Here is a 23386-nt window from a genome sequence, read left to right as displayed (position 1 = left end):
CGTTTTACACGTATATCGACGTCGCCCCACACGTATATCGGTGTAGGCCTATACGAACGTAGGCGTGAGTCGATGCCGATATACGTGCGGGATGGAACCGATGCCGGGGAAAACAGGTGCAAGTAATGCAAGTAATGCAGCACCTTTTTCCCACACACGCACGTGTACATTATATGTGTCGAATCAAACTTTCATACGGCTATCCAGCGTTTCTCTTCCGGATCGTTCCATGCCTTGTTTGTGATCGTTTAGTGTAAAATTCTTGTTTTATATAATGTACGCACGTGTGTGGGAAAAAGGTGCTGCATTACTTGCATTATTTGCATTACTTGGGGTCTCCATAAGGACTGTATAAAAATAATAACAAACCAGACATGTATCACAGACAATCATTTCCCCGTTTGGGCGATTACATCGCCACGGTTTTACAAGTCACCAGACTGACCAAGTCCATTATCCGCATAAGCGGAGGCATTGGCAGTGACACTTACAATTCTTTTAAAAAGGCAAGGACATGCACTTTAGCGTTTACTATCGATTGGTAGATCTCCTTTGGGACCATCTGTCGGACGAGGAACTTTTCCGCCGTCTGGCACGTGAGGCCTTGGAGCGGTATATCGATTATAAGAAAGAGGAGGAAATGAACGGAGGAAAGAAATAATTTAAGGATGGGCTATGCAAATGAGATTAAGTTTTAACCTCGTGCCTGCCTTCATCGACTAATTAACTAGCCATGATTTTAGAAGAGAGTTTTGGAAAATCTACTGATTTTATCTCAGATGGGATGAACGCCTTCGAGCGTAACGTGAAGCGTATAGGGGATTGTCTTTTGGCCTTTATCGCCTTGGTCGTATTCTCCCCCTTGTTCTTGATCTGCTACATCGCCGTAAGGCGCGAGGATGGCGGCCCGGCTATCTTCAGGCAGGAGCGTATCGGCCGTTTCGGTCGCCCGTTTAACATCTATAAGTTCCGCAGCATGCGTTTGGACGCTGAGAAGTTCGGCCCTGCCCTTTACAAGGGAGGCGCTGATCCCCGTATGACGCATGTGGGCAAGTTCCTGCGTGAGCATCATTTGGACGAGCTTCCCCAATTATGGAATGTCTTCATCGGTGATATGTCTTTTATCGGCCCCCGTCCGGAACGCAAGTTCTACATCGACCAGATCATGGAACGCGATCCCCGCTATCGCTTCCTGTACCAGATCCGTCCGGGTGTGACCTCTTACGCCACGCTCTATAACGGTTATACGGATACGCTGGAGAAGATGCTCCGCCGTCTGCGCTATGACTTGTTCTATCTGGAGCATCGCTCGTGGTGGTTCGATTTCAAGATATTGGTGAAGACGTTCTTGAACATTGCGTTTGGGAAGAAATTTTAGATGAGGAAAACTAAGGAGAGCGATTATCCAATCCTGCACTACCAGGCAGAATGAAATTATGTGGGCATTTATGCGTAAGTTTGGTGTACATTATTTATCCTTGCCCGGAAGTGAAACAATAAAAGTCATAGATTTTATGAGAACGGACGTGCTGAATCGAATCAAGGAGACCTTGCGTAAGGTCATACCGGCAGGAGGGCATGCTTTTTTGTATGGTTCGCAGGCCAGAAACGAGGCACGTCCGGATTCGGATTGGGGTATATTGATCTTGTTGGACAAACCGAAAATCGAGGTGGAGGATTATGACAATATATCCTATCCTTTAGTAGGGCTGGGTTGGTTGTTAAACGAGTGCGTCAGCCCGGTGCTTTACACCTTGAAAGATTGGATGAGATACCATTTCTCTCCCTTTGTACACAGCGTAAAAGACAAGGGGATACAATTCTTGAGTGCGGAAGATATAACAGCGGATTCAAGGTGCAAACCCATAATGGGGTAGTTGGTCAATTAGAATTGAATTATGTCTCTAAAGGTTTGTTGACAAAAGATGAAAGCTGATTATATTCCCGTTTGCTACAACATCGTATTACCGGGGATTATAACGATTTCTTTGACTTTGAGCGTGAGGATGTATTGCCTTTGTTGGAACTCACACGTAAATTGTTAGCTAAACTCGAAAGTCTGATCGCTCATCCTTAATAATCACATAAAGAAATACGACAATTTTAGCTTGTAGGAACGAGTTATAAGGAGTTCCTTTGTGGAATAGCTTGTTTCTTACTTGTGAGTGTATCTTGGGGCAAATAGATTTGTGAAGAATATGGCAAAAACAGATTCACGAACATCCAAAAGTATAAAAAACAGTTCGGTGGCGTTGGTGTTTTATTTCATCAACCTGATCCTCCAATTCTTTTCAAGGAAGATTTTCTTGGATTATTTGGGGGCGGAGGTGCTGGGGTTGAATACTACGGCTACCAATTTGCTGCAGTTCTTGAACCTTGCGGAATTGGGGGTGGGAGCTGCTATTGCTTGTACCCTTTATAAACCGCTTGCCGAGAAAGATACGGATACAATCAATGAAATCGTATCCTTGCAAGGGTGGCTCTATCGGCGTATCGCATGGATCGTGATAGCTGGAAGTGTGGTCTTGATGGCCTTTTTCCCTTGGATCTTTGCCAAGATGCCGTTGCCCTTATGGTATGCGTATGCCTCTTTTGGGGTATTATTGGTTAGTGGGCTATTAAGCTATTTTGTTAATTATAAGCAGATCGTTTTGTCTGCGGATCAACAGGAGTATAAGATACAGTATAGTTACAAAGCCTCGATGTTAGCAAAATTACTTTGCCAAATATTGGCGATTCGATTCTTGGATGATGGATATGTTTGGTGGCTGGTATTGGAAATGGTGTTCGCTGTGGTGGCTTCAATGGCTTTGAATCGGGTGATCGCCCGGACTTATCCTTATTTAAAGACAAATTTGCTTATAGGTAGAGAGTTGACAAGGAAATATCCGGATGTGCTTACGAAGGTCAAGCAACTGTTTTTTCATAAAATTGGAGGTTTTGCCTTGTCACAAACAAGCCCAATCATTATATATGTCTATACGACATTAACGGTAGTCGCTTTGTACGGTAATTATATGTTGATTGTAATGGGTGTTCAAACTCTGATGACAGCTATGTTTAATAGCATGAATGCTGGAATTGGAAATTTGGTGGCTGAAGGGGACAAACGAAAGATTATGAGTGTATTTGCGGAACTGTTTTCTATAAGGTTCTTGTTCTCTTGTATCATGTGCTTCGGGGTTCTTATGATTACTCCAGCATTTGTCTCCTTTTGGATAGGCAAGAAATATGTCATGGATTCCTTGAGTTTGTTGTTGATGACAGCTATTCTGTTTGTTAATTTAAGCCGAACGACGGTGGATGCCTATATCAATGCTTACGGCTTGTTTGGCGATATTTGGGCACCAATAGTGGAAGCCTCTCTGAATGTTGGCCTATCTATTATTTTAGGATATTACTTTGGATTACATGGTGTGTTATCTGGGGTGCTGATCAGCTTGTTGTTGGTCGTTTTTTGTTGGAAACCTTACTATTTGTTTCGCAAGGGCTTGGATGAGCGATTGAGTATATACATATTTATGTATGCGAGACATTTGATGGCAGCGTTGCTTTGCGGAGTGATAGTTTGTCTTGGGATGAGGTATTCAATGGTGCAAGGAGATACGACGTTTTTTGATGGATTATTGGGTATTCTTGTATTTTCTATTTTGTCGACTTTAACTTTGCTTTGTGTTGCTCCGGGAATGAGAAATCTGATGAGGCGATTTATCCGGATGTGTCATGTATGAATAAAAAGAGAATAATAGCAATATGAATAGAAAATTAGTTGCTCTTGTAATTTTACTTTGTTTGACAGTCTTTGCTGTTTGTGCTCCTTTTTGTACACTCGTCCTATTTTTGGGGATGAGGTTATATTTGATCATATAGGCGAGATTGGGGATACGATAGGTGGACTTACAGCTCCTGTGATCGGCTTGCTTAATGCGGTGCTACTTTATTTGACATTGAGAGAGCAATTTGAATTTAACGAGAAACAAAAGAAATCTGTAAAAGAAGATCAATTTAAGAATACGTTTTTTCAATTACTGGAAGCGCAAAGGAATATTGTTCCGCGGTTGAAAGCTGATTTTTTATTCTTGAAGAATTGGAATAAATATAAGACTACCTGTTAAGGTTTGGAATTTTTCAGATCTGCAAGGGTTGAGTTAGGACGATTATATTGGGCTTATGAAAGTGAATCTCATAGTGCTGAATATGATGAATAACTGGTATTCAAAATTTGATAGACCCATCGCATAATTGTAAGCCGATGATGATATTGAGAGATCGGAAGGATGATTTTGTTCGTGTGTGGAAGAGATAAAAATACAATTAGAGTTCTTACTTGAAATTTTAAGCAGTAAAAGTTATGAATATTTTATTTATTCTAAAACAATTTCCTAGATATGGTGGTGTGGAAAAAATGACTATAACTTTGTCTAATAGTCTTGTTAAAATAGGATATAATGTCTGTATATTATCTCTTTTTAAAGGAAATAAATGTGAATATATGAGTAGGCTTGATTCTAAAGTTGTTTGCTTAAATATGCCTAATGAAAAAATGTTTTCCAGAGAAAATAGGCGCCATTTTTTGTTGGTTTTGCAGGAGAATGAAATCGATGTTATTATTAATCAAAATATGGACTATGAGGTAAATAAGTTGATGCTTAAATTAAAAGGAAATGTACAAGGTAATGGTAAATATTTTCCAGCTTTTATCACCGTTGTCCATAATGATCCATTTGTTGATTTTAAATGTCTTGATACAATGATAAAAGGCCGAGGAGTAAAAAATGTGTTAAAACGGATGTTAAAGCCAATATATCAGGTATATATACATAATGTAGTTAGGAGATCATATATCATGGCATCTCTTGTTAGTGATAAGATGGTTGTGTTGTCAAAATCTTATGTCTCATCTTGTGCTGAATTGTCAAGATGTGAATATGAGAAAATTATAGCTATTCCAAATGGTTTTAATGTGGATGATAAAGTAGATGGTTTATTCTTAAATAGAAAAAAACTACTTTATGTGGGACGATTAGTAGAAACCCAAAAAAAAATTTCCGAGTTGATTAATATCTGGAAATATTTGTGTGAAGAGTTTTTAGACTGGGATCTGCTTATTGTAGGTGATGGTCCTGATGTGGGAATCTATAAGAGCTTGGTGAAATCGGAAAATATAAAAAACGTATATTTTGAAGGTTCAACTAACTCTCCTGAATATTATTTTAATCAATCTACTGTCGTTTGTTTGACATCAGAATCGGAGGGTTTTCCAATGGTACTGATAGAAGGAATGAAATATGGTTGTATTCCAATATGTTATGATAGTTTTTCTGCTGTTGATGATATTATTGATGATGGAGTGAATGGCTATGTAATTCCATTTAATAAACAAAATGAGTATATTTGTAAACTTCGATATTTGATGTCTTTAGATGATACTTCTCTTTGTTATATGAGAAATAATGCTATTAAAAAATCTGAGTTATATGATATAAATAAAGTAGTGTTTGAATGGGAAAAATTGTTTAATGAATTGATCTGAACTAATAATGCCAATTTTGCTATATTCTTATTCTTGGTTTATTTATAATTTTGTTATTTTATTCTTGCTGTTTTTAGTCTGTGTGAATAAGAAAATAAAAAAATCATCTTACTTTATAATCTTTGTATTTTTTATCATATTTTCAGTATATGGTTATATTACAGCTGATTATAATTCTTATTTGGAATTAATGAAAATGTCTAAAGTGAATGATCCTCTGGTCGCTTTAGAACCAATATATGTATGGTATATTCAATTAATAAGTGGAAATTATTTTGTTTTTAGGCTGACATTGTATATTGTGTCATTTATATTTCTATGGGGAATATTTCAATATGTTAGGTGCTACAAATTGTATTTCTTGATATTGTATAGTGTTATATTACTGTATGATATGGCGGGGGGGCGTCAAATGTTATCTATATGTATGATGTTTTTAGGATTGTTTTTAATACTATATGAAAAAATACAACTTAAAAAAATTCTATTTGGATTATTGCTTTTGATATCGAGTTCTTTTTTTCATAAAACAGGAATATATATGTTGTTGTTTTTATTACTATTGATAATGAATATAAATACAAAAAAAATCTTATTGCTTGTATGTGTTATTCCTGTTTTTGTGTATTTTGGAAATATTTTGATTGAAGAATATTTGTCGGATTTGTTGGAACTAGAAGGAGGAGGGTATTTGATGAAAGAAGCACAGGAGGGATCATTTTGGTGGGTTGTTATAATGTATATACAAGTCGTAGTGTTATATGTGCTAAGTTTTATTGTACTTTATACGCTGCGGAAGAATATACTAACCTGTATCGATAAAGTTATGTATCGTTTTGTATTTTGGATAATATATGTGTCAACGATATTTTATTTTCTAAATATAGAGAATAATGATATCTTTTTGAGATGGTTGAATGTTGTTAAAATTCCCATGATATATTTGCTGAGTAAATATGTGTTTAATAGATTTACATATTCCTGTATATCAATGACAAATTGTTTTGTTTTGTTTCTACTCTTTGCATTTTGGTTTTCTACCAATATTTATATAATAGGTGTTAGTCATATAAATGTAAAATGAATTTTGTATGAGAGTCTTATTTTTTTCTACTTATGAAATTGTAAAACAATCTGGAGGAGTAGAGTCTGTTACTAGATTTTTATATGAATATTTAAATTCAAATGGATATTCTGTGTATTTAATGTATTGGCAAAACCATAAAGGGTTAAAGTCAGAGTTGTGTCAAGTTGGTTTGCCAGATAAGTGCAATATGAATAGCTTATGTAATATCGATTTTATAAAATCGTATTTAATTAAAAATGAAATAGATGTTGTAATTAATCAGACGGCTGTTAATAGTCGTACTTCTGCCGGTTGTACTATTGCGTGTAATGAACTAAAAATTCCTTTAGTCTCAGTTCTTCATAATACTCCAGATTTGTTCCTAAGAGAAAATAAATTCTTTAAAATATTTTTTTATACATCTTTTACGAGATTGCTAATCTATCGAATGTGGTATTATTTTCAGTCTGTATTTAGAGGCTTTAAGGGCGGAAAATTTATATTTGACAATAGTAGTTGCGTTGTTTTGTTATCAAAAAAATATTTTAATGATTATTGTTATATAAATACAAACAGTAACTTTGATAAAATTGAAGTTATAAATAATCCTGCAATTTTACAAATTCCTGTATTGCCTAGTGATAAAGAAAATGTCGTTGTTTTTGTGGGTAGATTGGAGCCGCAGAAATCTGTAGATAAATTGCTTGATATTTGGTATATTATTGAAAGTAAGTATAAGGATCTAGGTTGGAAACTTTATATTCTAGGAGACGGAAGTTGTCGTAGATATTTAGAAAATCTATCTAAAAATATGCGTTTGAGAAATGTTAGGTTTGTTGGGATGGTTGATCCTAATGAATACTATAAGCGTGCTAAAATTTTTTGTATGACATCCATCTATGAAGGATTCCCTATGACATTATTAGAGTGTCAATCCTTTGGTGTTGTCCCGCTTTTATATAATTCGTTTTCTGCAGCTGTTGATATTATAGATGATGGAATAAATGGGTATTTAATATCTCCTTATAAGAAAAAAGAATACGCTAAAAAGCTACACCAATTAATGAATGATCCTGTACAATTACAACAAATGAAAAATAGATGTATGGAAAAAATTCATTCTTTTGATCCAGAATATATAGGTGGAAAATGGATAAACCTTATAAATGACACATTAAATTGCAAAGGAAATAAAATATGAAAAAAGTATTATTTGTTTTTGGAACACGTCCTGAAGCTATTAAAATGGCTCCTTTAATCAAAGAATTTCAAAAATATCCTAATGATTTAAAAAGCGTTGTTTGTGTGACGGGACAACATCGTGAAATGTTGGATCAAGTATTACATGTTTTTGAAATAATACCTGATTATGATTTGAATATTATGAGACAGGGACAAGACCTGTATGATGTAACATCTTGTGTGTTGTTAGGTATGCGTGATATTTTAAAAGAGGTACAACCGGACCTTGTTTTAGTACATGGTGATACAACTACTTCTACCGTCGCAGCGTTAGCTGCTTATTATCAACGAATACCTGTTGGGCATATAGAGGCAGGTTTGCGTACTCATAATACTTATAATCCTTGGCCGGAAGAGATGAATCGACAAATAACCGGTCGTATTGCTACTTATCATTTTGCACCAACTTTATTGGGTAAACAAAACTTAATGAGGGAAAATGTAAATCCTGATCTGATATGGGTTACCGGTAATACAGTGATAGATGCTTTGCTTCAAGTAGTTCGAAAGATGAAGACCGATAAGATTATGGAAGCAATGCAGAAAGAGGTCTTAAGAGAAAGAGGGTATGATGTTAATCGCTTATTGGATGGGAAAAAAATGGTACTTATAACAGGGCATCGACGAGAGAATTTTGGTGATGGTTTTATTCGTATATCTAAGGCAATAAAAGAATTGACACAAAAGTATTCTGATATTGATTTTATTTATCCGATGCACTTAAATCCTAATGTTCGCAAACCTATTCATGAGGTATTTGGAGATGATTTATCCAACTTGAATAATATGTTTTTTATAGAACCATTGGAATATTTGTCATTTGTTTACTTAATGGAGAAATCAACACTTGTATTGACGGATAGTGGCGGCGTTCAAGAAGAGGCTCCTGGACTTGGAAAACCTGTATTGGTGATGCGAGATACAACGGAACGACCGGAAGCTGTTTCAGCAGGAACTGTGCGACTTGTTGGTACCGATTGTGATAAAATTATTTCTGCAGTTTCTGATCTTCTGTGTGATAATGAAAAATATGAGTCGATGAGTCGTACGGTAAATCCATATGGAGATGGAGTGGCTAGTCATAGAATTGTGAAAATCTTGTTAGAATATTTGAAATGATTGTTTTTTTGAGAAGTTTAGATTGTAATCCTGACCCTAGAGTGCAAAAGTATTGCGATTATTTATATGCTAACAATATAAATTATAGAATAGTTTGTTGGGATAGAAGTTGTAAGTTGAAAAATGACCATATTCACTCATATTATCAAAGAAAGTCAAAGTATGGTACAGGTTTAAAAAATGCGTTTGGAATATTAGGATTTAACTGGTATATATTTTGTTATCTGTTAAGAAATAAAAAATCGTACAAGGTCATTCATGCTTGTGATTTTGATACAATCCTACCTGCAATTATATTGAAGTTGTTTTTTGGAAAAAAAGTTATATATGATATCTTTGATTGGTTTGTTGATTCAAGGCATTTTAATAATCGGCTAATAAAAACAATAATATTGACGTTTGAGAGATTTTTTCTTAAGCATTCAGATATTACTATAATTTGTGAAGAAGAAAGAACGGAACAATTAAACTATATACCTCATAATTTATGGGTTCTTCCTAATATACCAACTCTTTTTACGAGTCTAAATCAAAACTTACCTAATAAACAAAATATGTCGGATAAAGTCATATTGTCTTATGTTGGTACTATGCCTGCGGATCGAGGTATTGATAAACTGTTGGAATGTGTGAAAAATAATTCTTCATTAGAACTTAATATTGCAGGATTTGGAATTATGGATAAATTGGTGAAGGAGTATAGTGATTGTGTCTCTAATATTCATTATTTTGGTACGGTTTCATATGAAAAAGGATTAGAAATAATGGCGAATTCAGATATAATTGTCGCTTTATATGAAAAAACTGTTTTAAATAACGTGTATGCAGCTCCTAATAAATATTACGAAGGGCTATTTCTTGGAAAACCAATATTAACAACAGAAGGGACATTGGTTGGAAATAAGACAGAGAAGGGAAGAACTGGGTTTGTCATAGGAGAAAGTTTAAGGGATTTGGAGTCTTTTTTTATTTGTTTTGATCTTCAGGAGCGAATAGATTTATGTAGTAAAAATGCAAGAGAAATGTGGATTGATAAGTATAGTGAATATGTTGATCGTTTCATGTTTAGTAAATATATACCATTTATAATAAACTAATTTTTTACTAGAAATGAACGATCTTAGAATATCTTACATCGATCAACTTAAAGGAATTGCAATCTTACTTGTTGTACTAGGTCATGTCATAGGGTATAACAATTGCGAGGATAGTTTTCTTTGGCGTTTTATTTATTCATTCCACATGCCTCTTTTTATGTTCATTAGTGGGTATGTCGCTCAGATGACATTTCGAATAGAACGCTTTGGATGGAATGAAACCATTTCTTTTCTAATAAAGAAGTTGAGGACATTGTTACTTCCCATGGTTACTTGGGGAGTTGTTATCCCTTTCTTTTTCTTAAGGACAATGATAGATCAAAGCTTTATAGATTGTGTATTGAACTTTGTGAAAACATGGGGAGGGGGATTGTGGTTCTTTGCTACTCTGTTCATTCTCTCTATTCTTTTTTTTGTCTATAGATGGGTCGATAAACAAATAAATGCTAAGTCTATTTTTGTAGATTTAGTAATTTTATTGTTCTTATTTATACTTGTTATTTTGTTGTATATGTTACTGTATAAGGATGCGATTTACTCGGAAGGAATACGATCTGTATTTAATTATTTTATGTTTTATTTTTTAGGGTCTATCGTGTGTAAACAAACGAATTTGAGGAGTCTTATTCTGAATAATAAGAAGTTTTTTACGTTTTCGTTCGTTATGTTTTTCCTGCTGATCCCTTCTTTTGTATATGATATGTCCTCGATGTTTAACCAATTGATGAAGATTGTGTTGTCGTTATTCGCTATCTTTTCTTTGTTCTTTATTGTTCACCATATTTCTTGGAATAGACAGGTAGATAATATGTTCCAATATTTCGGGCGTGAGTCTTTATCTATTTATGTGACCCATAACGGACCTTTTGCGTTTTTATTGGTGATTACGGACTATATTACGTTGTCATCGGTGGACAATATACCTTGTTTTTTGTTTTTGTTTATATTCTCTTTATTTATTAGCTATGCTTCTATATGGATTAAGAACATAGTCTCTATATCTCCTATTCTTGAATTGTTTTTATACGGAAAATCTTATAAAAGAAAATCTATATGAACATCTATTTCATCAATCCTCCATTCAAGGCTGAGTATGGAAAATTCTCTCGTGAGTCCCGTAGTCCAGCAATTACGAAAAGTGGGGCTTTATATTATCCTCTATGGCTGATTTATGCGGCTTTGTATTCAAGCAAACAGGGACATAATGTCTCTTTTTTGGATGCTCCAGCTAAACAGTTAAATGAGGAACAGTCTTTAAACATTATTCGGAAGACGGATAATGAGCATTCATTGTTTGTTTTAGATACAAGTACGCCTTCCATTAAAAGTGACGTTGCTTTTGCCGGGAAGCTGAAGGCATTGTATCCTCACTCGTTTGTCGTGCTTGTGGGGACTCATCCTTCGGCTTGCGCAGAAGAGACGTTGGGTTATTCGGATGCGGTGGATGCGGTCGCTATTGGAGAATATGATTGTATCGTGAATGAGCTAGCGAATGTTCTGGACGCAGGAAAGGATCTGCGGGAGGTTCGAGGGCTTTGTTTTTGGGACGGGAAGGAGTTTGTACGAACCGCGCCTATGCCACCGATGAAGAATTTGGATGATCTTCCTTTTGCCTCACAATTTATCAAGGAACATTTAAATGAGAGGGATTACTTTTTCGCTGCTGCCACATATCCCTCTATCCAGATATTTACCGGGCGTGGATGTCCCTTTCGTTGTAATTTCTGTGTCTATCCGCAAACGATGCATGGGCATGCTTTTCGGGCACGATCCGCAGAGAATGTGGTGGCCGAGTTCGAATACATTGCCGCTAATTTCCCAGATGTGAAAGAGGTAGTAATCGAAGATGATACATTTACAGCCAATAAGAAGCGAGTATTGGACATTTGTCGTTTGTTAGTGGAAAAGAAATTGAATAAACGGCTGAAATGGTTATGTAATGCTCGTGTAGACCTTGATTTGGAAACGATGTTGGCTATGAAAAAGGCCGGATGTCGTTTGATTATTCCGGGTATAGAGAGTGGTAGCCAACAGATATTGGATAACATCAAGAAAGGAACGAAGGTGGAATATTTCTATCAGTATGTTGCCAACGCTAAAAAGGCGGGTTTGTTAATACATGCTTGTTATATGGTCGGTAACCAAGGCGAAACCCGGGAAACCATGGAAGAGACTCTTCGGTTAGCGTTAAGGTTGAATACGGATACCGCCCAGTTTTTCCCGTTGATACCTTATCCCGGTACGGAGGCTTATCAGTGGGCGAGGGAAAATAACTATATAGAGACGGATTATGAGAAGTATTGTTTGCCGGATGGTACACATAACACCGTATTGTCTTTACCGGATCTTTCCGCAGGGGAAATGGTTGATTTCTGTAATAGGGCACGGAAGAAATATTATTTACGTGCCAGTTACATTTTACACAGGCTGAGAGTCGGTTTGCGTAATCCTTCAGACTTGAAACGTTCGCTTAAGGCATTCGCTAAGTTGAAACGTTATTTATTTAAATAATCATTTGTATTTAACGTGTTGCCTCTTGTATCCATTATAACCCCGTGTTATAATGCGGCTCCTTTTATATCCCAAGCGATTGAGTCCGTATTGGCTCAATCGTTTGGGGATTGGGAGATGATTATTGTGGATGATTGTTCTAGTGATGATTCACTCTCAATCATTCAAAAGTATGCGAGAATAGATTCCCGTATTCGATATTTACGGACGGATAAACCATCCGGTTCGCCTACGTTACCCCGTAATATGGGAATAAAGGAAGCGAAAGGACGGTATATTGCTTTCTTGGATAGCGATGATATATGGTTACCGAATAAGCTAAGCGATCAGTTAAAAGTCTTCGAGAAATCCGAGGTCGCTATTGTTTTCTCTAACTATGAGAAAGTAAGTCTAGGCGGAGAGCGATGCGGGCGTGAGGTAATAGCTCCTTGTGAGGTTGATTATCGTTTGTTGTTGAAAGGGAATTGTATAGGATGCTTGACAGCCATGTATGATTCAGCCTTGACGGGAAAGATATTTTTCAAGGAAATTGGGCATGAGGATTATGTATGTTGGCTTTCTATCTTAAAGCAAGGGTATAAAGCGCAGAACACAAATACGGTGACGGCTCTTTACCGAGTTAGTGACCATTCGGTCTCTTCGAATAAATTAAAAGCCATGCGTTGGCAGTGGAACATTTTGAGAAATGAGATGGATTTGCCGGTGTATAAGGCTGTTTATTATTTTATTCATTATGCGATTAGAGCTTTTGCTAAGGCTATGAGGTGATCTTACTCAGTGAAATATTTGTATGCCTTAGATCTAGTGCTTACTCATAGACAAACTGTCTTGTAAAATAGAGGGCGATATTCTACTTCCAGCTTATGGAAAGTAAAATATCGCCCTCTATTAGTGTAGAAAAAATTGAGTATTTCATAGAATGAAAACTATAATCGGAGACTTGTTCCGGAAAAAAGTTCTATCTTTGTTCAACAACAGGTGTGGTAAGAAAAAAGGTTATGACGACTATGCGTAAATTACCGATAGGAATACAGAGTTTCGAAAATATTCGGAATGAGAACTATTTATATGTGGATAAGACTGCCTTGATTTACCAATTGGTGACGAAAGGTAAGCCTTACTTTCTGAGTCGTCCTCGCCGTTTTGGGAAAAGTTTATTGATATCTACGTTAGAAGCCTATTTCCAAGGGAAAAAAGAACTGTTTAAAGGATTGGCTATCGATCAGCTAGAGCAGGATTGGAATGTTTATCCGGTATTGTATTTCAGTGATTTGAACCAACTCAATGATATAAGTTTAGACTATGACTATGCGACCCTTTGCGGGATTACCCATGCGGAGTTGGTCGATAATCTAACACCGGAATTAGGAATGCGAGGGGAAAGATTAGGGGTGTCTTTATGTTAAATCCCATCCGTATGTGGGCGAGTTTTAGTATATTTGTGTTGACTTTAAATGTAAATAGATTATATGGAAAAACAAAAACAACAACCCCAGCGGTTGCAATCATTGGATGCCCTTAGGGGTTTTGACATGCTCTTTATTATGGGCGGTGCTTCTTTATTTGTCGCTTTGGCGACATTGTTTCCGAATCCTTTTTTTCAGGCGATAGCCGGGCAGATGGAACATGTGGAATGGAACGGATTGGCGCATCACGACACGATCTTCCCATTGTTCCTCTTTATTGCGGGTATCTCGTTTCCGTTCTCACTAGAGAAGCAACGAGGAAAAGGTATGACGGAAGGGGCGATTTATAAGAAGATCGTCCGTCGGGGGATTACCTTGGTTTTCTTGGGATTGGTATATAACGGGCTATTGTCGTTCGAATTTGACCACCTGCGTTGTGCGAGCGTGCTGGCGCGTATCGGGTTGGGATGGATGTTCGCAGCCTTGTTGTTTGTCCGTTTCGGTTGGAAAGTGCGTGCGGGGATAACGGTTCTTATTTTGGTTGGCTATTGGCTGGCGATGGCTTTTGTGCCTGTGCCGGACGCCGGTGGAGCGGGGCCATTCACGCTCGAGGGAAACTTGGTAGGGTATATTGACCGCCTGTTTCTTCCCGGACGTTTGCACGAGACTGTTTTTGATCCGGAGGGTTTATTCTCCACCGTCCCTGCGATTGCCACGGCAATGTTGGGTATGTTCACTGGTGAATGGATTAAGTTACGGAAAGAGGGGCTGACCGACCGAAATAAAGTGCTTTGTTTAGTAGGAGCGGGAGCTGTATTGTTGATCGTCGGCTTGTTATGGAGCTTGGTCTTCCCTATCAATAAGAAGCTATGGACAAGCTCTTTTGTCTGTGTGGTAGGTGCTTATTCCGTTTGGATGTTTGCTTTGTTCTTCTATATCATAGATGTATTGGGGTGGCGTAAATGGACCTTGTTTTTTACCGTGATCGGCATGAACTCTATTACGATCTATTTGGCACAGCGTTTCATCCGTTTCTCCTATACTTCCGAGGCTATATTCGGAGGGTTGGCGAAATTGATGCCCGAGACCGCCCAGCCTTTGGTTAGCGCTATCGCATATATCGCTGTTTGTTGGGGATTCTTGTATTTCTTATATCGCCAACGTATTTTCTTGAAAGTATAATAGACGGATGGAGAAGAAGAAATTAAATCGGTTGGAGTCATTGGACGTACTCCGTGGCTTCGACCTTTTTTGCTTAGTGGTGTTGGAGATGGTGTTGCATCCGCTGGCCCATGCGATTGATATGCCTTGGTTTAATTCTTTTATGTGGGGATTCTCGCATGTGGAATGGGAGGGATTTTCTACGTGGGATCTCGTGATGCCCTTATTCTTATTCATGGCGGGAGTTTCCATGCCTTTCTCTTTGTCTCGTTATAAGGATATGCCCGATAAGATGGCGGTATATCGGCGGATCGGGAAACGGGTGCTACTGCTTTGGGTCTTCGGTATGATGTGCCAAGGTAATTTATTGGCTTTGGACCCGGACCGGGTTTATTTGTATTCAAATACTTTGCAGTCGATCGCTATGGGGTATTTGATTGCTTCCTTGTTATTCTTGTATGTAAGGATACGGGTACAGATCGGTATAGCGGCGGCTCTTTTATTAATCTTTTGGGGAGCGATGGAGTTTATTACGGTCGGTAACTATGGGGGAGGTTCGTACACACCGGATAGTAATTTGGCCGAATGGATCGATCGCACCGTACTGGGACGTTTCCGGGATGGGGCGACGGTGGAGAACGGGGAGGTGATATTCGCTACTTGGTATCGTTATACATGGATACTGAGCAGCTTGAATTTCGGGGTAACCGTGTTGACCGGGTTGTTCGCCGGATATATCCTAAAGAACAAATTATATTCCGAGCGGCTCAAATTACGGATGTTATTCGGTATTGGTCTGGGTATGGTTATCGCCGGATGGCTTTGGGGTATCGAGCTTCCCGTTATTAAGAAACTGTGGACTAGTTCGATGGTATTGGTGAGCAGTGGGTACTGTTTCTTGCTTATGGGGTTGTTCTATTATTGGATCGACTATAAAGGGCATCGAAAGTATACGACTTGGCTGAAAGTGTACGGCATGAATTCAATACTGGCTTATATGCTTACTAACGTGGTAAGTTTTAGGTGTATCGGCGAATCCTTGTTTTTCGGAACCCAGCAATATTTAGGAAATTATTATCCGGTGCTCATTGCCATGTGCAATGTATCGGTAATTTATGTACTTTTGTATGCGTTTTATAAACATAATATTTTCCTTAAAGTATAGAAACAAGAAAACTTAGATCGAAGAAAGATGGAATCAATCAAACAAATATACCGGATGGGTCATGGCCCTTCAAGTAGTCATACTATGGGGCCGATGCGTGCGGCACAAATGTTCTTGGAACGTAACCGGGGCGCTGTTCGTTTTAACGTAACCTTATATGGTAGTCTGGCGGCTACGGGAAAAGGCCATATGACGGACGCGGCTATTCTTGAGGTATTACAGCCGGTCGCGAAGACAAATATTACTTGGGAACCCAAGACTTTCTTGCCGTTCCACCCGAACGGGATGTTGTTCGAGTCGTATAATGAGAGTGGCGAGGAGCTGGATACGTGGACCGTATATAGTATCGGCGGGGGAACCTTGGCGAACGAGTCTTTCAATGAGTTGAGGACGGAGCAAGTATACGATATGCATACGATCAAGGAGATACAGGCTTGGTGTGAGAAGACTGGCCATTCCTATTGGGAATATGTCGAGCAGCACGAAGGCCCTTCTATCTGGGATTATCTGGCTGAGGTATGGGAAGTGATGCAGGATGCGGTTCGTCGTGGTCTGGAAGCGGAAGGTATCTTGCCGGGAGGTTTGGGCATTCGTCGTAAGGCTTCCGATTATATGATCCGTGCGAAAGGTTATGGCAGCAGTATCAAGAGCCGGGGAATGGTGTATGCCTATGCCTTGGCGGTGTCTGAGGAGAATGCGTGCGGTGGGAAGATCGTGACCGCTCCGACTTGTGGTTCTTGCGGTGTAATGCCTGCGGTCCTTTATCACTTGAAGGAGACGCGTGAGTTCCGTGATTCCCGTATATTGCGCGCGTTGGCTACGGCAGGCTTGTTTGGAAATGTGGTGCGTACGAATGCCTCCGTATCGGGGGCAGAGGTAGGTTGCCAAGGTGAGGTTGGCGTGGCTTGCGCTATGGCTGCCGCTGCCGCCAGTCAGTTGTTTGGTGGTACGCCCGCGCAGATCGAGTATGCCGCCGAGATGGGATTGGAGCATCACTTGGGATTGACTTGCGATCCTGTTTGTGGCTTGGTACAAATCCCTTGTATCGAGCGAAACGCTTTTGCCGCCGCCCGTGCACTTGACGCGAATACGTTCTCGAACTTCTCCGACGGAAAACACCGGGTAAGTTTTGATCAGGTGGTTGAGGTGATGCGCCAGACTGGTAATGATTTGCCCAGTCTTTATAAGGAGACCTCGGAAGGTGGTTTGGCGAAGAACATGGAGAACTCGAATAATTAAAAGATACTATTTGATTTACTAATAAATAATCTACTATTGATGATAAACGGAAAGAAAAGCCTGTTTTACACGGTATTGATGGCCGGTGCCTTGATGTCCTGCGGGGGCCCTAAACAGGCTCCAAGCGAAGAGGTAGCGAAGAGTGGTAATCCTGTATTCGAGGGTTGGTACGCCGATCCGGAGGGAATTATTTACGGGGATACCTATTGGATTTACCCGACTACGAGTGATTTATATGAGAAGCAAACCTTCTTCGATTGCTTCTCTTCCAAGGATTTGGTGAATTGGACCAAGCATACCGCTATCTTGGATACGGCAGAGGTGAAATGGGCGAAGATCGCTATGTGGGCTCCTTCAGTAATCAACAAGGACGGTAAGTATTATCTTTTCTTTGGGGCGAATGACGTGCACGAGGGAGAGATCGGAGGTATCGGTGTTGCCGTGAGCGATCGTCCGGAAGGGCCTTATAAGGATTTGCTGGGTAAGCCGCTGATCAACGAGATCGTGAATGGGGCGCAGCCGATCGACCAGTTTGTTTTCCACGACGCTGACAATGATGAGTATTATATGTATTACGGTGGTTGGAAGCACTGCAACATGGTACGCTTGAATAAAGACTTTACCGGACTTATACCGTTTGAGGACGGAACGATTTATAAAGAGGTAACTCCCAAGGATTACGTGGAAGGCCCGTTTATGTTTAAGAAGAATGGTAAATATTACTTCATGTGGAGTGAGGGTGGCTGGACCGGACCGGATTACAAGGTCGCTTACGCCATCTCCGATTCTCCTTTTGGCCCGTTCAATCGTATTGGGGAGGTCTTGCGGCAAAATTTCGATATGGCAAACGGAGCGGGTCACCACTCGATCATGCATGTGCCGAATTCGGAAGATTACTACATCGTGTACCATCGCCGGCCGGCCGGGGTCAAGACACGTGACCACCGGGAGACTTGTATCGAGAAGATGACGTTCAACGAGGAGGGATTGATCAATCCCGTGGAGATTACGACCGAAGGAGTTGAGGCTCGCACGATCCAATAATTACTTCCGATAGAAATGAAAGGCGGGTTCGAAGGGAATCCGCCTTCCTCTCGAAAGGAATCGTATTTCCTCTCGAATGAAAAAAAGAAGGATTACATAGCAAGAAAACTTAGGTTTTACTTGCTATGTAATTTTTTTATACTACTTTTGACGCATGTGTCAAACAATAATGACAAACAATGGTGACAAAACAAAAAATAACATTTTATTATGGAAGCGAAAGATATGAATGAGATGGAGCCTCGCATCATAGAAGCGGCGAAGCGAGTGTTTGTCCGAAAGGGGTACGAGGCGGCTACTATGAGTGACGTGGCGGCAGAAGTGGGTATTGGCAGGACGGCCTTACATTATTATTATAGGACGAAAGAGATTCTGTTCGACGCTATTTTCGGGCAATTGCTTTCTTCATTGTTGCCGAACATCGATCGGGTTTTGGATGAGAAGAGTACGATGCTGGAGAAAATGCCGGTGATCGTTGATCTGTATATGGGAATTGTTCGTGCGAACCCGATGTTCCCGAATTTTGTGGTGGGCGAGTTAAACAGAGATCCGGAACGTTTATTCCAGACCGTGCTGAAAGATCCGAAAAAAATACAGCCCATCTTGCGTCTTCGTCGTCAGATAGAGGAGGAGATGGACAAGGGGCTTCTACGGAAGATGCCGGTCATAGATTTAGTTTCGACCTTGGTGAGCCTAGTGGTCTTCCCGTTGTTGATCCGCAAGCCACTAGCGGCGGCTTTTTTGGATAACGATATGGGTCGGTTTGAGGAATATATGGATAGGCGCAGGGATTTGATCGTCGAGGTAATAACACAGCTGATGGTCCCGGATGCCAGATGATGGATTTGTTCAATTTAATAAACATATCATAGAGTATATGAGAGGTGTATATGTATTATTGTTAATTAGCCTGTTGGGTTATACCGGAAGGGTTAGCGGACAGGAATCGGTCACGATCACCCAATGTTACGAATGGGCGAGGGCGAATTATCCACAGATTCATCAAATGGGTTTGATCGATCAGACGGAGCGTTATAGCTTGAGCAATGTGGGCAAGGCTTGGCTTCCCCAGCTCTCGGTAAGCGGTAAGGCAAGCTATCAGAGCGACGTGACGAAGTTGCCTTTGGATGGCGATAAGATCTCCTCGCTTCTTCCCGGCTTTGAGATCCCTAGCTTGAGCAAGGATCAGTATCAAGTCGTGGCGCAGGTGGACCAGACGATTTGGGACGGCGGTAGCACCCGTTCGGCCCGTGCCTTGACTCGTGCCGAGGCGATCGCCAACCGGGAGCAATTGGAAAGTGAGTTGTATGCGCTGAACGACCGGGTGAATCAAATCTACTTCGGTTGCCTGCTGCAAGACGAGTTGATACGTCAGAACGCTTTGCTCCAAAAGGAGTTGCAGGTCAATATCGAGCGTATCGAGGCGATGATGGAGAATGGCGTGGCGAATCAATCGGATCTGGAAAGTATGGAAGTGGAACTGCTGAATGCCCGCCAAAATGAGATTGAGCTAAAAGCGTCTCGTACGGTATATCGGCAGATGTTGGCGACCTTTATCAATAAACCACTGACGGATCAAGTCGTCTTGAAGACTCCGGAGTCACCCGAGCGTTCATTGTCCACGCAAATCAACCGTCCGGAATTACGGGCCTTGGATGCTAAGAGCGAATGGATCGAGACGCAAAACAAGCAGGTAACGGCGGGCTTGATGCCTCGTATCGGAGCTTTCGTACAAGGTGGTTACGGGCGGCCGGGCTTGAACATGCTGGAGGATAGTTTCGAGCCGTATTATGTGGCCGGTGTCCGTCTTTCTTGGAATCTGGGGAAGTTGTACACGCTGAAGAACGACCGGAGGAAGATCGAGGTAAGCCGTCGCCAGATCGATGTGCAGCGGGAGACCTTCTTGTTCAATACCCGCCTGCAACTTTTGCAACAAAACACAGAGATAAAGAAAATGACGGACTTGATGCGTGCCGATGACGATATCATCCGTCTGAGAACAAGCATCAAGCAGGCAGCGGAGGTGAAGCTGGAGAATGGCGTGATTTCCGTCACGGACCTGATCCGGGAGATCAACGCCGAGGACATGGCCCGGCAAACCGCCGCAGCGCACCGTGTACAGCGCTTGATGACCATTTATAATTATATGTATACAACGAATTAAATAGAGTATGACAAATACAATTAATTTATGAGACATTTGATTTTTATCAGCTTATGCAGCCTTCTATGGACGGCTTGCGGTAATACAGACAATGATTTTGACGCTTCCGGCACCTTTGAGGCAACCGAGATATTGGTATCTTCGGAAGCCAACGGTAAGATCATGGAACTGAATATCGAGGAGGGCGATCGCTTGGATGCCGGCGCCATCGTGGGTTACGTGGATAGCACCCAGCTTTTTCTGCGGAAGATGCAACTCTCTGCCAGCCTTCGCTCGGTAGATATTCGCAAGCCGGATATCCGTAAGCAGATCGCTGTCTTGGAACAACAAATCGCCACGGCTAAGACCGAGCAACAGCGACAGGAAAACTTGGTGCGTGCGAAAGCGGGTAACCAAAAGCAACTGGACGATATCGTGAATAACATCAAATATCTTCAGAAACAACTGGATGCCCAATACTCCTCCTTAAGCAAGACGACGGGAGGTGCCGACGCCGAGGCGGAAGGCCTGCAATACCAGATCATGCAATTGGATGATCAACTGATGAAAAGCCGTATCCTCAATCCCCAGACCGGTACGGTATTGGTGAAATACGCCGAGCCGGGAGAGGTGACGGCGGCAGGCAAACCGCTTTACAAGATCGCCGATACGGACTTGCTTTATCTCCGCGCCTATGTGACGGCGGATCAGTTATCCCACCTGAAACTAGGGCAATCTCTCAAGGTCTTCGCCGACTATGGGAATGATCGCCGGGAATACCCCGGTACGATCACGTGGATCTCCGATAAATCCGAGTTTACCCCGAAAGGTATCCAGACGAAGGACGAACGGGCTAATTTGGTATATGCCATCAAGATCGCCGTCCGCAACGATGGTTATCTGAAGATCGGGCAATATGGGGAGATTAAATATGAATAATGAGATTCATATAAATCATATCACCAAGCGTTATGGCGATGTCGAGGCCCTGCGGGATCTGTCGCTGGAGATCGGCTCTGGTGAGTTGTTCGGGTTAATCGGTCCGGATGGGGCGGGAAAGACCACCCTGTTCCGTATCCTGACCACGTTGTTGCTGGCCGATAGCGGTACCGCCTCTGTCTGCGGCTTGGACGTGGTGAAAGACTTGAAGGAGATCCGTCGGCGGGTAGGATATATGCCCGGCCGCTTCTCGCTCTACCAAGACCTGACAGTAGAGGAGAACTTGAACTTCTTCGCTACGGTCTTCAATACGACGATCGAGGAGAACTACGATCTGGTACGGGATATCTATAGTCAGATAGAGCCGTTCAAGCATCGGCGGGCGGGGAAGCTGTCCGGTGGTATGAAGCAGAAGCTGGCTTTGAGTTGCGCCTTGATCCATCGTCCGGATGTCTTGTTCTTGGATGAGCCTACGACGGGGGTCGATCCTGTCTCCCGCTCTGAGTTCTGGGATATGCTGGATCGTCTGAAACGGCAAGGCATTACGATACTTGTCTCTACGCCTTATATGGATGAGGCCTCCCGTTGCGACCGTATCGCTTTGGTGCGTTCTGGGGAATGCCTATCTATCGATACGCCGGTAGGTATCCGTACCTCATTCGATAGGCGGCTATACGCGGTGCGATGCGCGTCGATGTATAAGTTGTTGGGAGACTTGCGGGAGTTCCCGGATACAAACTCGTGTTTCGCTTTTGGAGATGCTCATCATCTTACGTTGAGGAGGGATGGGGAGGATGTCATGAGGCGATTACAGGAATATCTGAAAGGCAAAGGTTACGCAGATGTAAGCATCGAACGCCTTGAGCCAAGCGTTGAGGATTGTTTCATGGCCTTGTAAGAGAGGGGAAATGCGGGGCCTTGCGTCGGGTGCGTGGTTGAATCGCGGAAAAATGCGACATTGTAATTATGAAATAAGGATAAAAAATGAAAGCGATAGAAGTAAAACAACTGACCAAGCGTTTCGGCACCTTCACCGCCGTCGATCATATCAGTTTCGAGGTGGAGCCGGGCGAGATATTCGGCTTCCTCGGGGCAAACGGGGCAGGGAAGACCACCGCCATGCGTATGCTCTGCGGCCTGTCGGTCCCGACATCCGGCGAGGCCCGGGTAGCCGGTTTCGATGTCTACCGGGAGAGCGAGTCCATCAAACGGAATATCGGATACATGAGCCAGAAATTCTCCCTATACGGCGATCTAAAGGTATGGGAGAATATCCGTCTCTTCGGCGGTATCTACGGCTTGTCTAAACGGCAGCTGTCCCAGAAAACGGATGAGTTGCTGGATATCCTCGGGCTGGAAAAGGAGCGGAATACCTTGGTCGATTCCCTGCCCTTGGGGTGGAAACAGAAGCTATCCTTCTCCGTGGCGATCATCCATGATCCCAAGATCGTTTTCTTGGATGAGCCTACCGGAGGCGTCGATCCCGTCACCCGCCGCCAGTTCTGGGAGTTGATCTATGAGGCCGCCGCCCGGGGGATTACGATCTTCGTCACCACCCATTATATGGATGAGGCGGAGTATTGTAACCGTGTCTCCATCATGGTAGACGGAAAGATCGAAGCGTTAGACAGTCCCTCCGCCTTGAAGCGGGATTTTAAGACAACGAATATGAACCAAGTCTTCCACGCCTTGGCTCGAAAAGCAACGAGAGGAGAATAAAC

The 23386-nt window shown here is 41.3% G+C and carries 21 protein-coding genes and 1 pseudogene; all 22 read left to right on the top strand.

Annotation, left to right across the window (positions count from 1 at the left end; genetic code table 11):
• Positions 1 to 514: 514 nt before the first annotated feature.
• Positions 515 to 661, top strand: a complete 147-nt coding sequence (locus CI960_RS23415) for a hypothetical protein (RefSeq protein WP_005856415.1) — start codon at positions 515 to 517, stop codon at positions 659 to 661.
• Positions 662 to 733: 72 nt separating this feature from the next.
• The gene (locus CI960_RS10970; protein ID WP_005856416.1) at positions 734 to 1378 is read left to right on the top strand and encodes a sugar transferase; all 645 of its coding nucleotides are present in this window, start codon (positions 734 to 736) and stop codon (positions 1376 to 1378) included.
• A gap of 136 nt (positions 1379 to 1514) precedes the next feature.
• Entirely contained in the window at positions 1515 to 1877 is a 363-nt protein-coding gene (locus CI960_RS10965; protein WP_005856417.1) for a nucleotidyltransferase domain-containing protein, read from the top strand.
• A 321-nt stretch (positions 1878 to 2198) separates the two neighbouring features.
• Complete coding sequence (locus CI960_RS10960) at positions 2199 to 3731, top strand: lipopolysaccharide biosynthesis protein (protein WP_036628701.1); 1533 nt, start codon at positions 2199 to 2201, stop codon at positions 3729 to 3731.
• A 620-nt stretch (positions 3732 to 4351) separates the two neighbouring features.
• The gene (locus tag CI960_RS10950; RefSeq protein ID WP_005856420.1) at positions 4352 to 5533 is read left to right on the top strand and encodes a glycosyltransferase; all 1182 of its coding nucleotides are present in this window, start codon (positions 4352 to 4354) and stop codon (positions 5531 to 5533) included.
• Between the two features lie 7 nt (positions 5534 to 5540).
• The gene (locus tag CI960_RS10945; RefSeq protein ID WP_005856421.1) at positions 5541 to 6617 is read left to right on the top strand and encodes an EpsG family protein; all 1077 of its coding nucleotides are present in this window, start codon (positions 5541 to 5543) and stop codon (positions 6615 to 6617) included.
• A gap of 7 nt (positions 6618 to 6624) precedes the next feature.
• The gene (locus tag CI960_RS10940; protein WP_005856422.1) at positions 6625 to 7800 is read left to right on the top strand and encodes a glycosyltransferase; all 1176 of its coding nucleotides are present in this window, start codon (positions 6625 to 6627) and stop codon (positions 7798 to 7800) included.
• Complete coding sequence (wecB, locus tag CI960_RS10935) at positions 7797 to 8960, top strand: non-hydrolyzing UDP-N-acetylglucosamine 2-epimerase (protein WP_005856423.1); 1164 nt, start codon at positions 7797 to 7799, stop codon at positions 8958 to 8960. The genes CI960_RS10940 and wecB overlap by 4 nt, the downstream gene beginning before the upstream one ends.
• An 8-nt stretch (positions 8961 to 8968) precedes the next feature.
• On the top strand, positions 8969 to 10057 hold the full coding sequence (locus CI960_RS10930) for a hypothetical protein (protein ID WP_227211117.1): 1089 nt from the start codon (positions 8969 to 8971) through the stop codon (positions 10055 to 10057).
• Between the two features lie 13 nt (positions 10058 to 10070).
• Positions 10071 to 11114 carry an acyltransferase family protein gene (locus CI960_RS10925; RefSeq protein ID WP_005856425.1) on the top strand — a complete coding sequence of 348 codons (1044 nt, stop codon included), beginning with the start codon at positions 10071 to 10073 and terminating at the stop codon, positions 11112 to 11114.
• Entirely contained in the window at positions 11111 to 12568 is a 1458-nt protein-coding gene (locus CI960_RS10920; protein ID WP_005856426.1) for a radical SAM protein, read from the top strand. The genes CI960_RS10925 and CI960_RS10920 overlap by 4 nt, the downstream gene beginning before the upstream one ends.
• A gap of 15 nt (positions 12569 to 12583) precedes the next feature.
• Positions 12584 to 13336: a glycosyltransferase family 2 protein gene (locus CI960_RS10915; protein WP_005856427.1), complete on the top strand. Its 753-nt coding sequence runs from the start codon at positions 12584 to 12586 to the stop codon at positions 13334 to 13336.
• 230 nt (positions 13337 to 13566) lie between these two features.
• Positions 13567 to 13911, top strand: a pseudogene (locus CI960_RS10910) (AAA family ATPase); the annotation flags it as partial.
• A 126-nt stretch (positions 13912 to 14037) separates the two neighbouring features.
• A complete protein-coding gene (locus CI960_RS10905; RefSeq protein WP_005856429.1) occupies positions 14038 to 15156 on the top strand; it encodes an acyltransferase family protein in 1119 nt (372 codons plus the stop codon).
• Between the two features lie 7 nt (positions 15157 to 15163).
• A complete protein-coding gene (locus CI960_RS10900) occupies positions 15164 to 16300 on the top strand; it encodes an acyltransferase family protein (RefSeq protein WP_005856430.1) in 1137 nt (378 codons plus the stop codon).
• A gap of 27 nt (positions 16301 to 16327) precedes the next feature.
• Positions 16328 to 17539, top strand: a complete 1212-nt coding sequence (locus tag CI960_RS10895) for an L-serine ammonia-lyase (protein ID WP_008771936.1) — start codon at positions 16328 to 16330, stop codon at positions 17537 to 17539.
• 39 nt (positions 17540 to 17578) lie between these two features.
• Complete coding sequence (locus tag CI960_RS10890) at positions 17579 to 18583, top strand: glycoside hydrolase family 43 protein (protein ID WP_005856433.1); 1005 nt, start codon at positions 17579 to 17581, stop codon at positions 18581 to 18583.
• Between the two features lie 210 nt (positions 18584 to 18793).
• Complete coding sequence (locus CI960_RS10885) at positions 18794 to 19423, top strand: TetR/AcrR family transcriptional regulator (protein ID WP_005856435.1); 630 nt, start codon at positions 18794 to 18796, stop codon at positions 19421 to 19423.
• Positions 19424 to 19460: 37 nt separating this feature from the next.
• Positions 19461 to 20747 (top strand): TolC family protein, encoded by a 1287-nt coding sequence (locus CI960_RS10880; protein ID WP_005856437.1) that lies wholly within the window; start codon positions 19461 to 19463, stop codon positions 20745 to 20747.
• 27 nt (positions 20748 to 20774) lie between these two features.
• Entirely contained in the window at positions 20775 to 21665 is an 891-nt protein-coding gene (locus CI960_RS10875) for an HlyD family secretion protein (protein ID WP_005856439.1), read from the top strand.
• Positions 21658 to 22563: an ABC transporter ATP-binding protein gene (locus CI960_RS10870; protein WP_005856441.1), complete on the top strand. Its 906-nt coding sequence runs from the start codon at positions 21658 to 21660 to the stop codon at positions 22561 to 22563. Before CI960_RS10875 ends, CI960_RS10870 begins: the two co-directional genes overlap by 8 nt.
• Positions 22564 to 22649: 86 nt before the next feature.
• Positions 22650 to 23384, top strand: a complete 735-nt coding sequence (locus CI960_RS10865) for an ABC transporter ATP-binding protein (RefSeq protein ID WP_005856443.1) — start codon at positions 22650 to 22652, stop codon at positions 23382 to 23384.
• The last annotated feature ends 2 nt before the right edge of the window (positions 23385 to 23386 follow it).

Source organism: Parabacteroides sp. CT06 (genome assembly GCF_002257605.1).
In the GTDB taxonomy this organism is placed as follows: Bacteria; Bacteroidota; Bacteroidia; order Bacteroidales; family Tannerellaceae; genus Parabacteroides; species Parabacteroides distasonis.
Note: the sequence above shows the minus strand (reverse complement) of the source record. Positions and strands in the feature narration are given on the sequence as shown.

Coding starts and splice junctions, on each gene's coding strand:
- CI960_RS10875 (WP_005856439.1), top strand. CDS start 20,775: ATGAGACATTTGATTTTTATCAGCTTATGCAGCCTTCTATGGACGGCT.
- CI960_RS10900 (WP_005856430.1), top strand. CDS start 15,164: ATGGAGAAGAAGAAATTAAATCGGTTGGAGTCATTGGACGTACTCCGT.
- CI960_RS10905 (WP_005856429.1), top strand. CDS start 14,038: ATGGAAAAACAAAAACAACAACCCCAGCGGTTGCAATCATTGGATGCC.
- CI960_RS10950 (WP_005856420.1), top strand. CDS start 4,352: ATGAATATTTTATTTATTCTAAAACAATTTCCTAGATATGGTGGTGTG.
- CI960_RS10970 (WP_005856416.1), top strand. CDS start 734: ATGATTTTAGAAGAGAGTTTTGGAAAATCTACTGATTTTATCTCAGAT.
- CI960_RS10920 (WP_005856426.1), top strand. CDS start 11,111: ATGAACATCTATTTCATCAATCCTCCATTCAAGGCTGAGTATGGAAAA.
- CI960_RS10925 (WP_005856425.1), top strand. CDS start 10,071: ATGAACGATCTTAGAATATCTTACATCGATCAACTTAAAGGAATTGCA.
- CI960_RS10960 (WP_036628701.1), top strand. CDS start 2,199: ATGGCAAAAACAGATTCACGAACATCCAAAAGTATAAAAAACAGTTCG.
- CI960_RS10890 (WP_005856433.1), top strand. CDS start 17,579: ATGATAAACGGAAAGAAAAGCCTGTTTTACACGGTATTGATGGCCGGT.
- CI960_RS23415 (WP_005856415.1), top strand. CDS start 515: ATGCACTTTAGCGTTTACTATCGATTGGTAGATCTCCTTTGGGACCAT.
- CI960_RS10945 (WP_005856421.1), top strand. CDS start 5,541: ATGCCAATTTTGCTATATTCTTATTCTTGGTTTATTTATAATTTTGTT.
- CI960_RS10965 (WP_005856417.1), top strand. CDS start 1,515: ATGAGAACGGACGTGCTGAATCGAATCAAGGAGACCTTGCGTAAGGTC.
- CI960_RS10865 (WP_005856443.1), top strand. CDS start 22,650: ATGAAAGCGATAGAAGTAAAACAACTGACCAAGCGTTTCGGCACCTTC.
- CI960_RS10880 (WP_005856437.1), top strand. CDS start 19,461: ATGAGAGGTGTATATGTATTATTGTTAATTAGCCTGTTGGGTTATACC.
- CI960_RS10895 (WP_008771936.1), top strand. CDS start 16,328: ATGGAATCAATCAAACAAATATACCGGATGGGTCATGGCCCTTCAAGT.
- wecB (WP_005856423.1), top strand. CDS start 7,797: ATGAAAAAAGTATTATTTGTTTTTGGAACACGTCCTGAAGCTATTAAA.
- CI960_RS10940 (WP_005856422.1), top strand. CDS start 6,625: ATGAGAGTCTTATTTTTTTCTACTTATGAAATTGTAAAACAATCTGGA.
- CI960_RS10885 (WP_005856435.1), top strand. CDS start 18,794: ATGGAAGCGAAAGATATGAATGAGATGGAGCCTCGCATCATAGAAGCG.
- CI960_RS10870 (WP_005856441.1), top strand. CDS start 21,658: ATGAATAATGAGATTCATATAAATCATATCACCAAGCGTTATGGCGAT.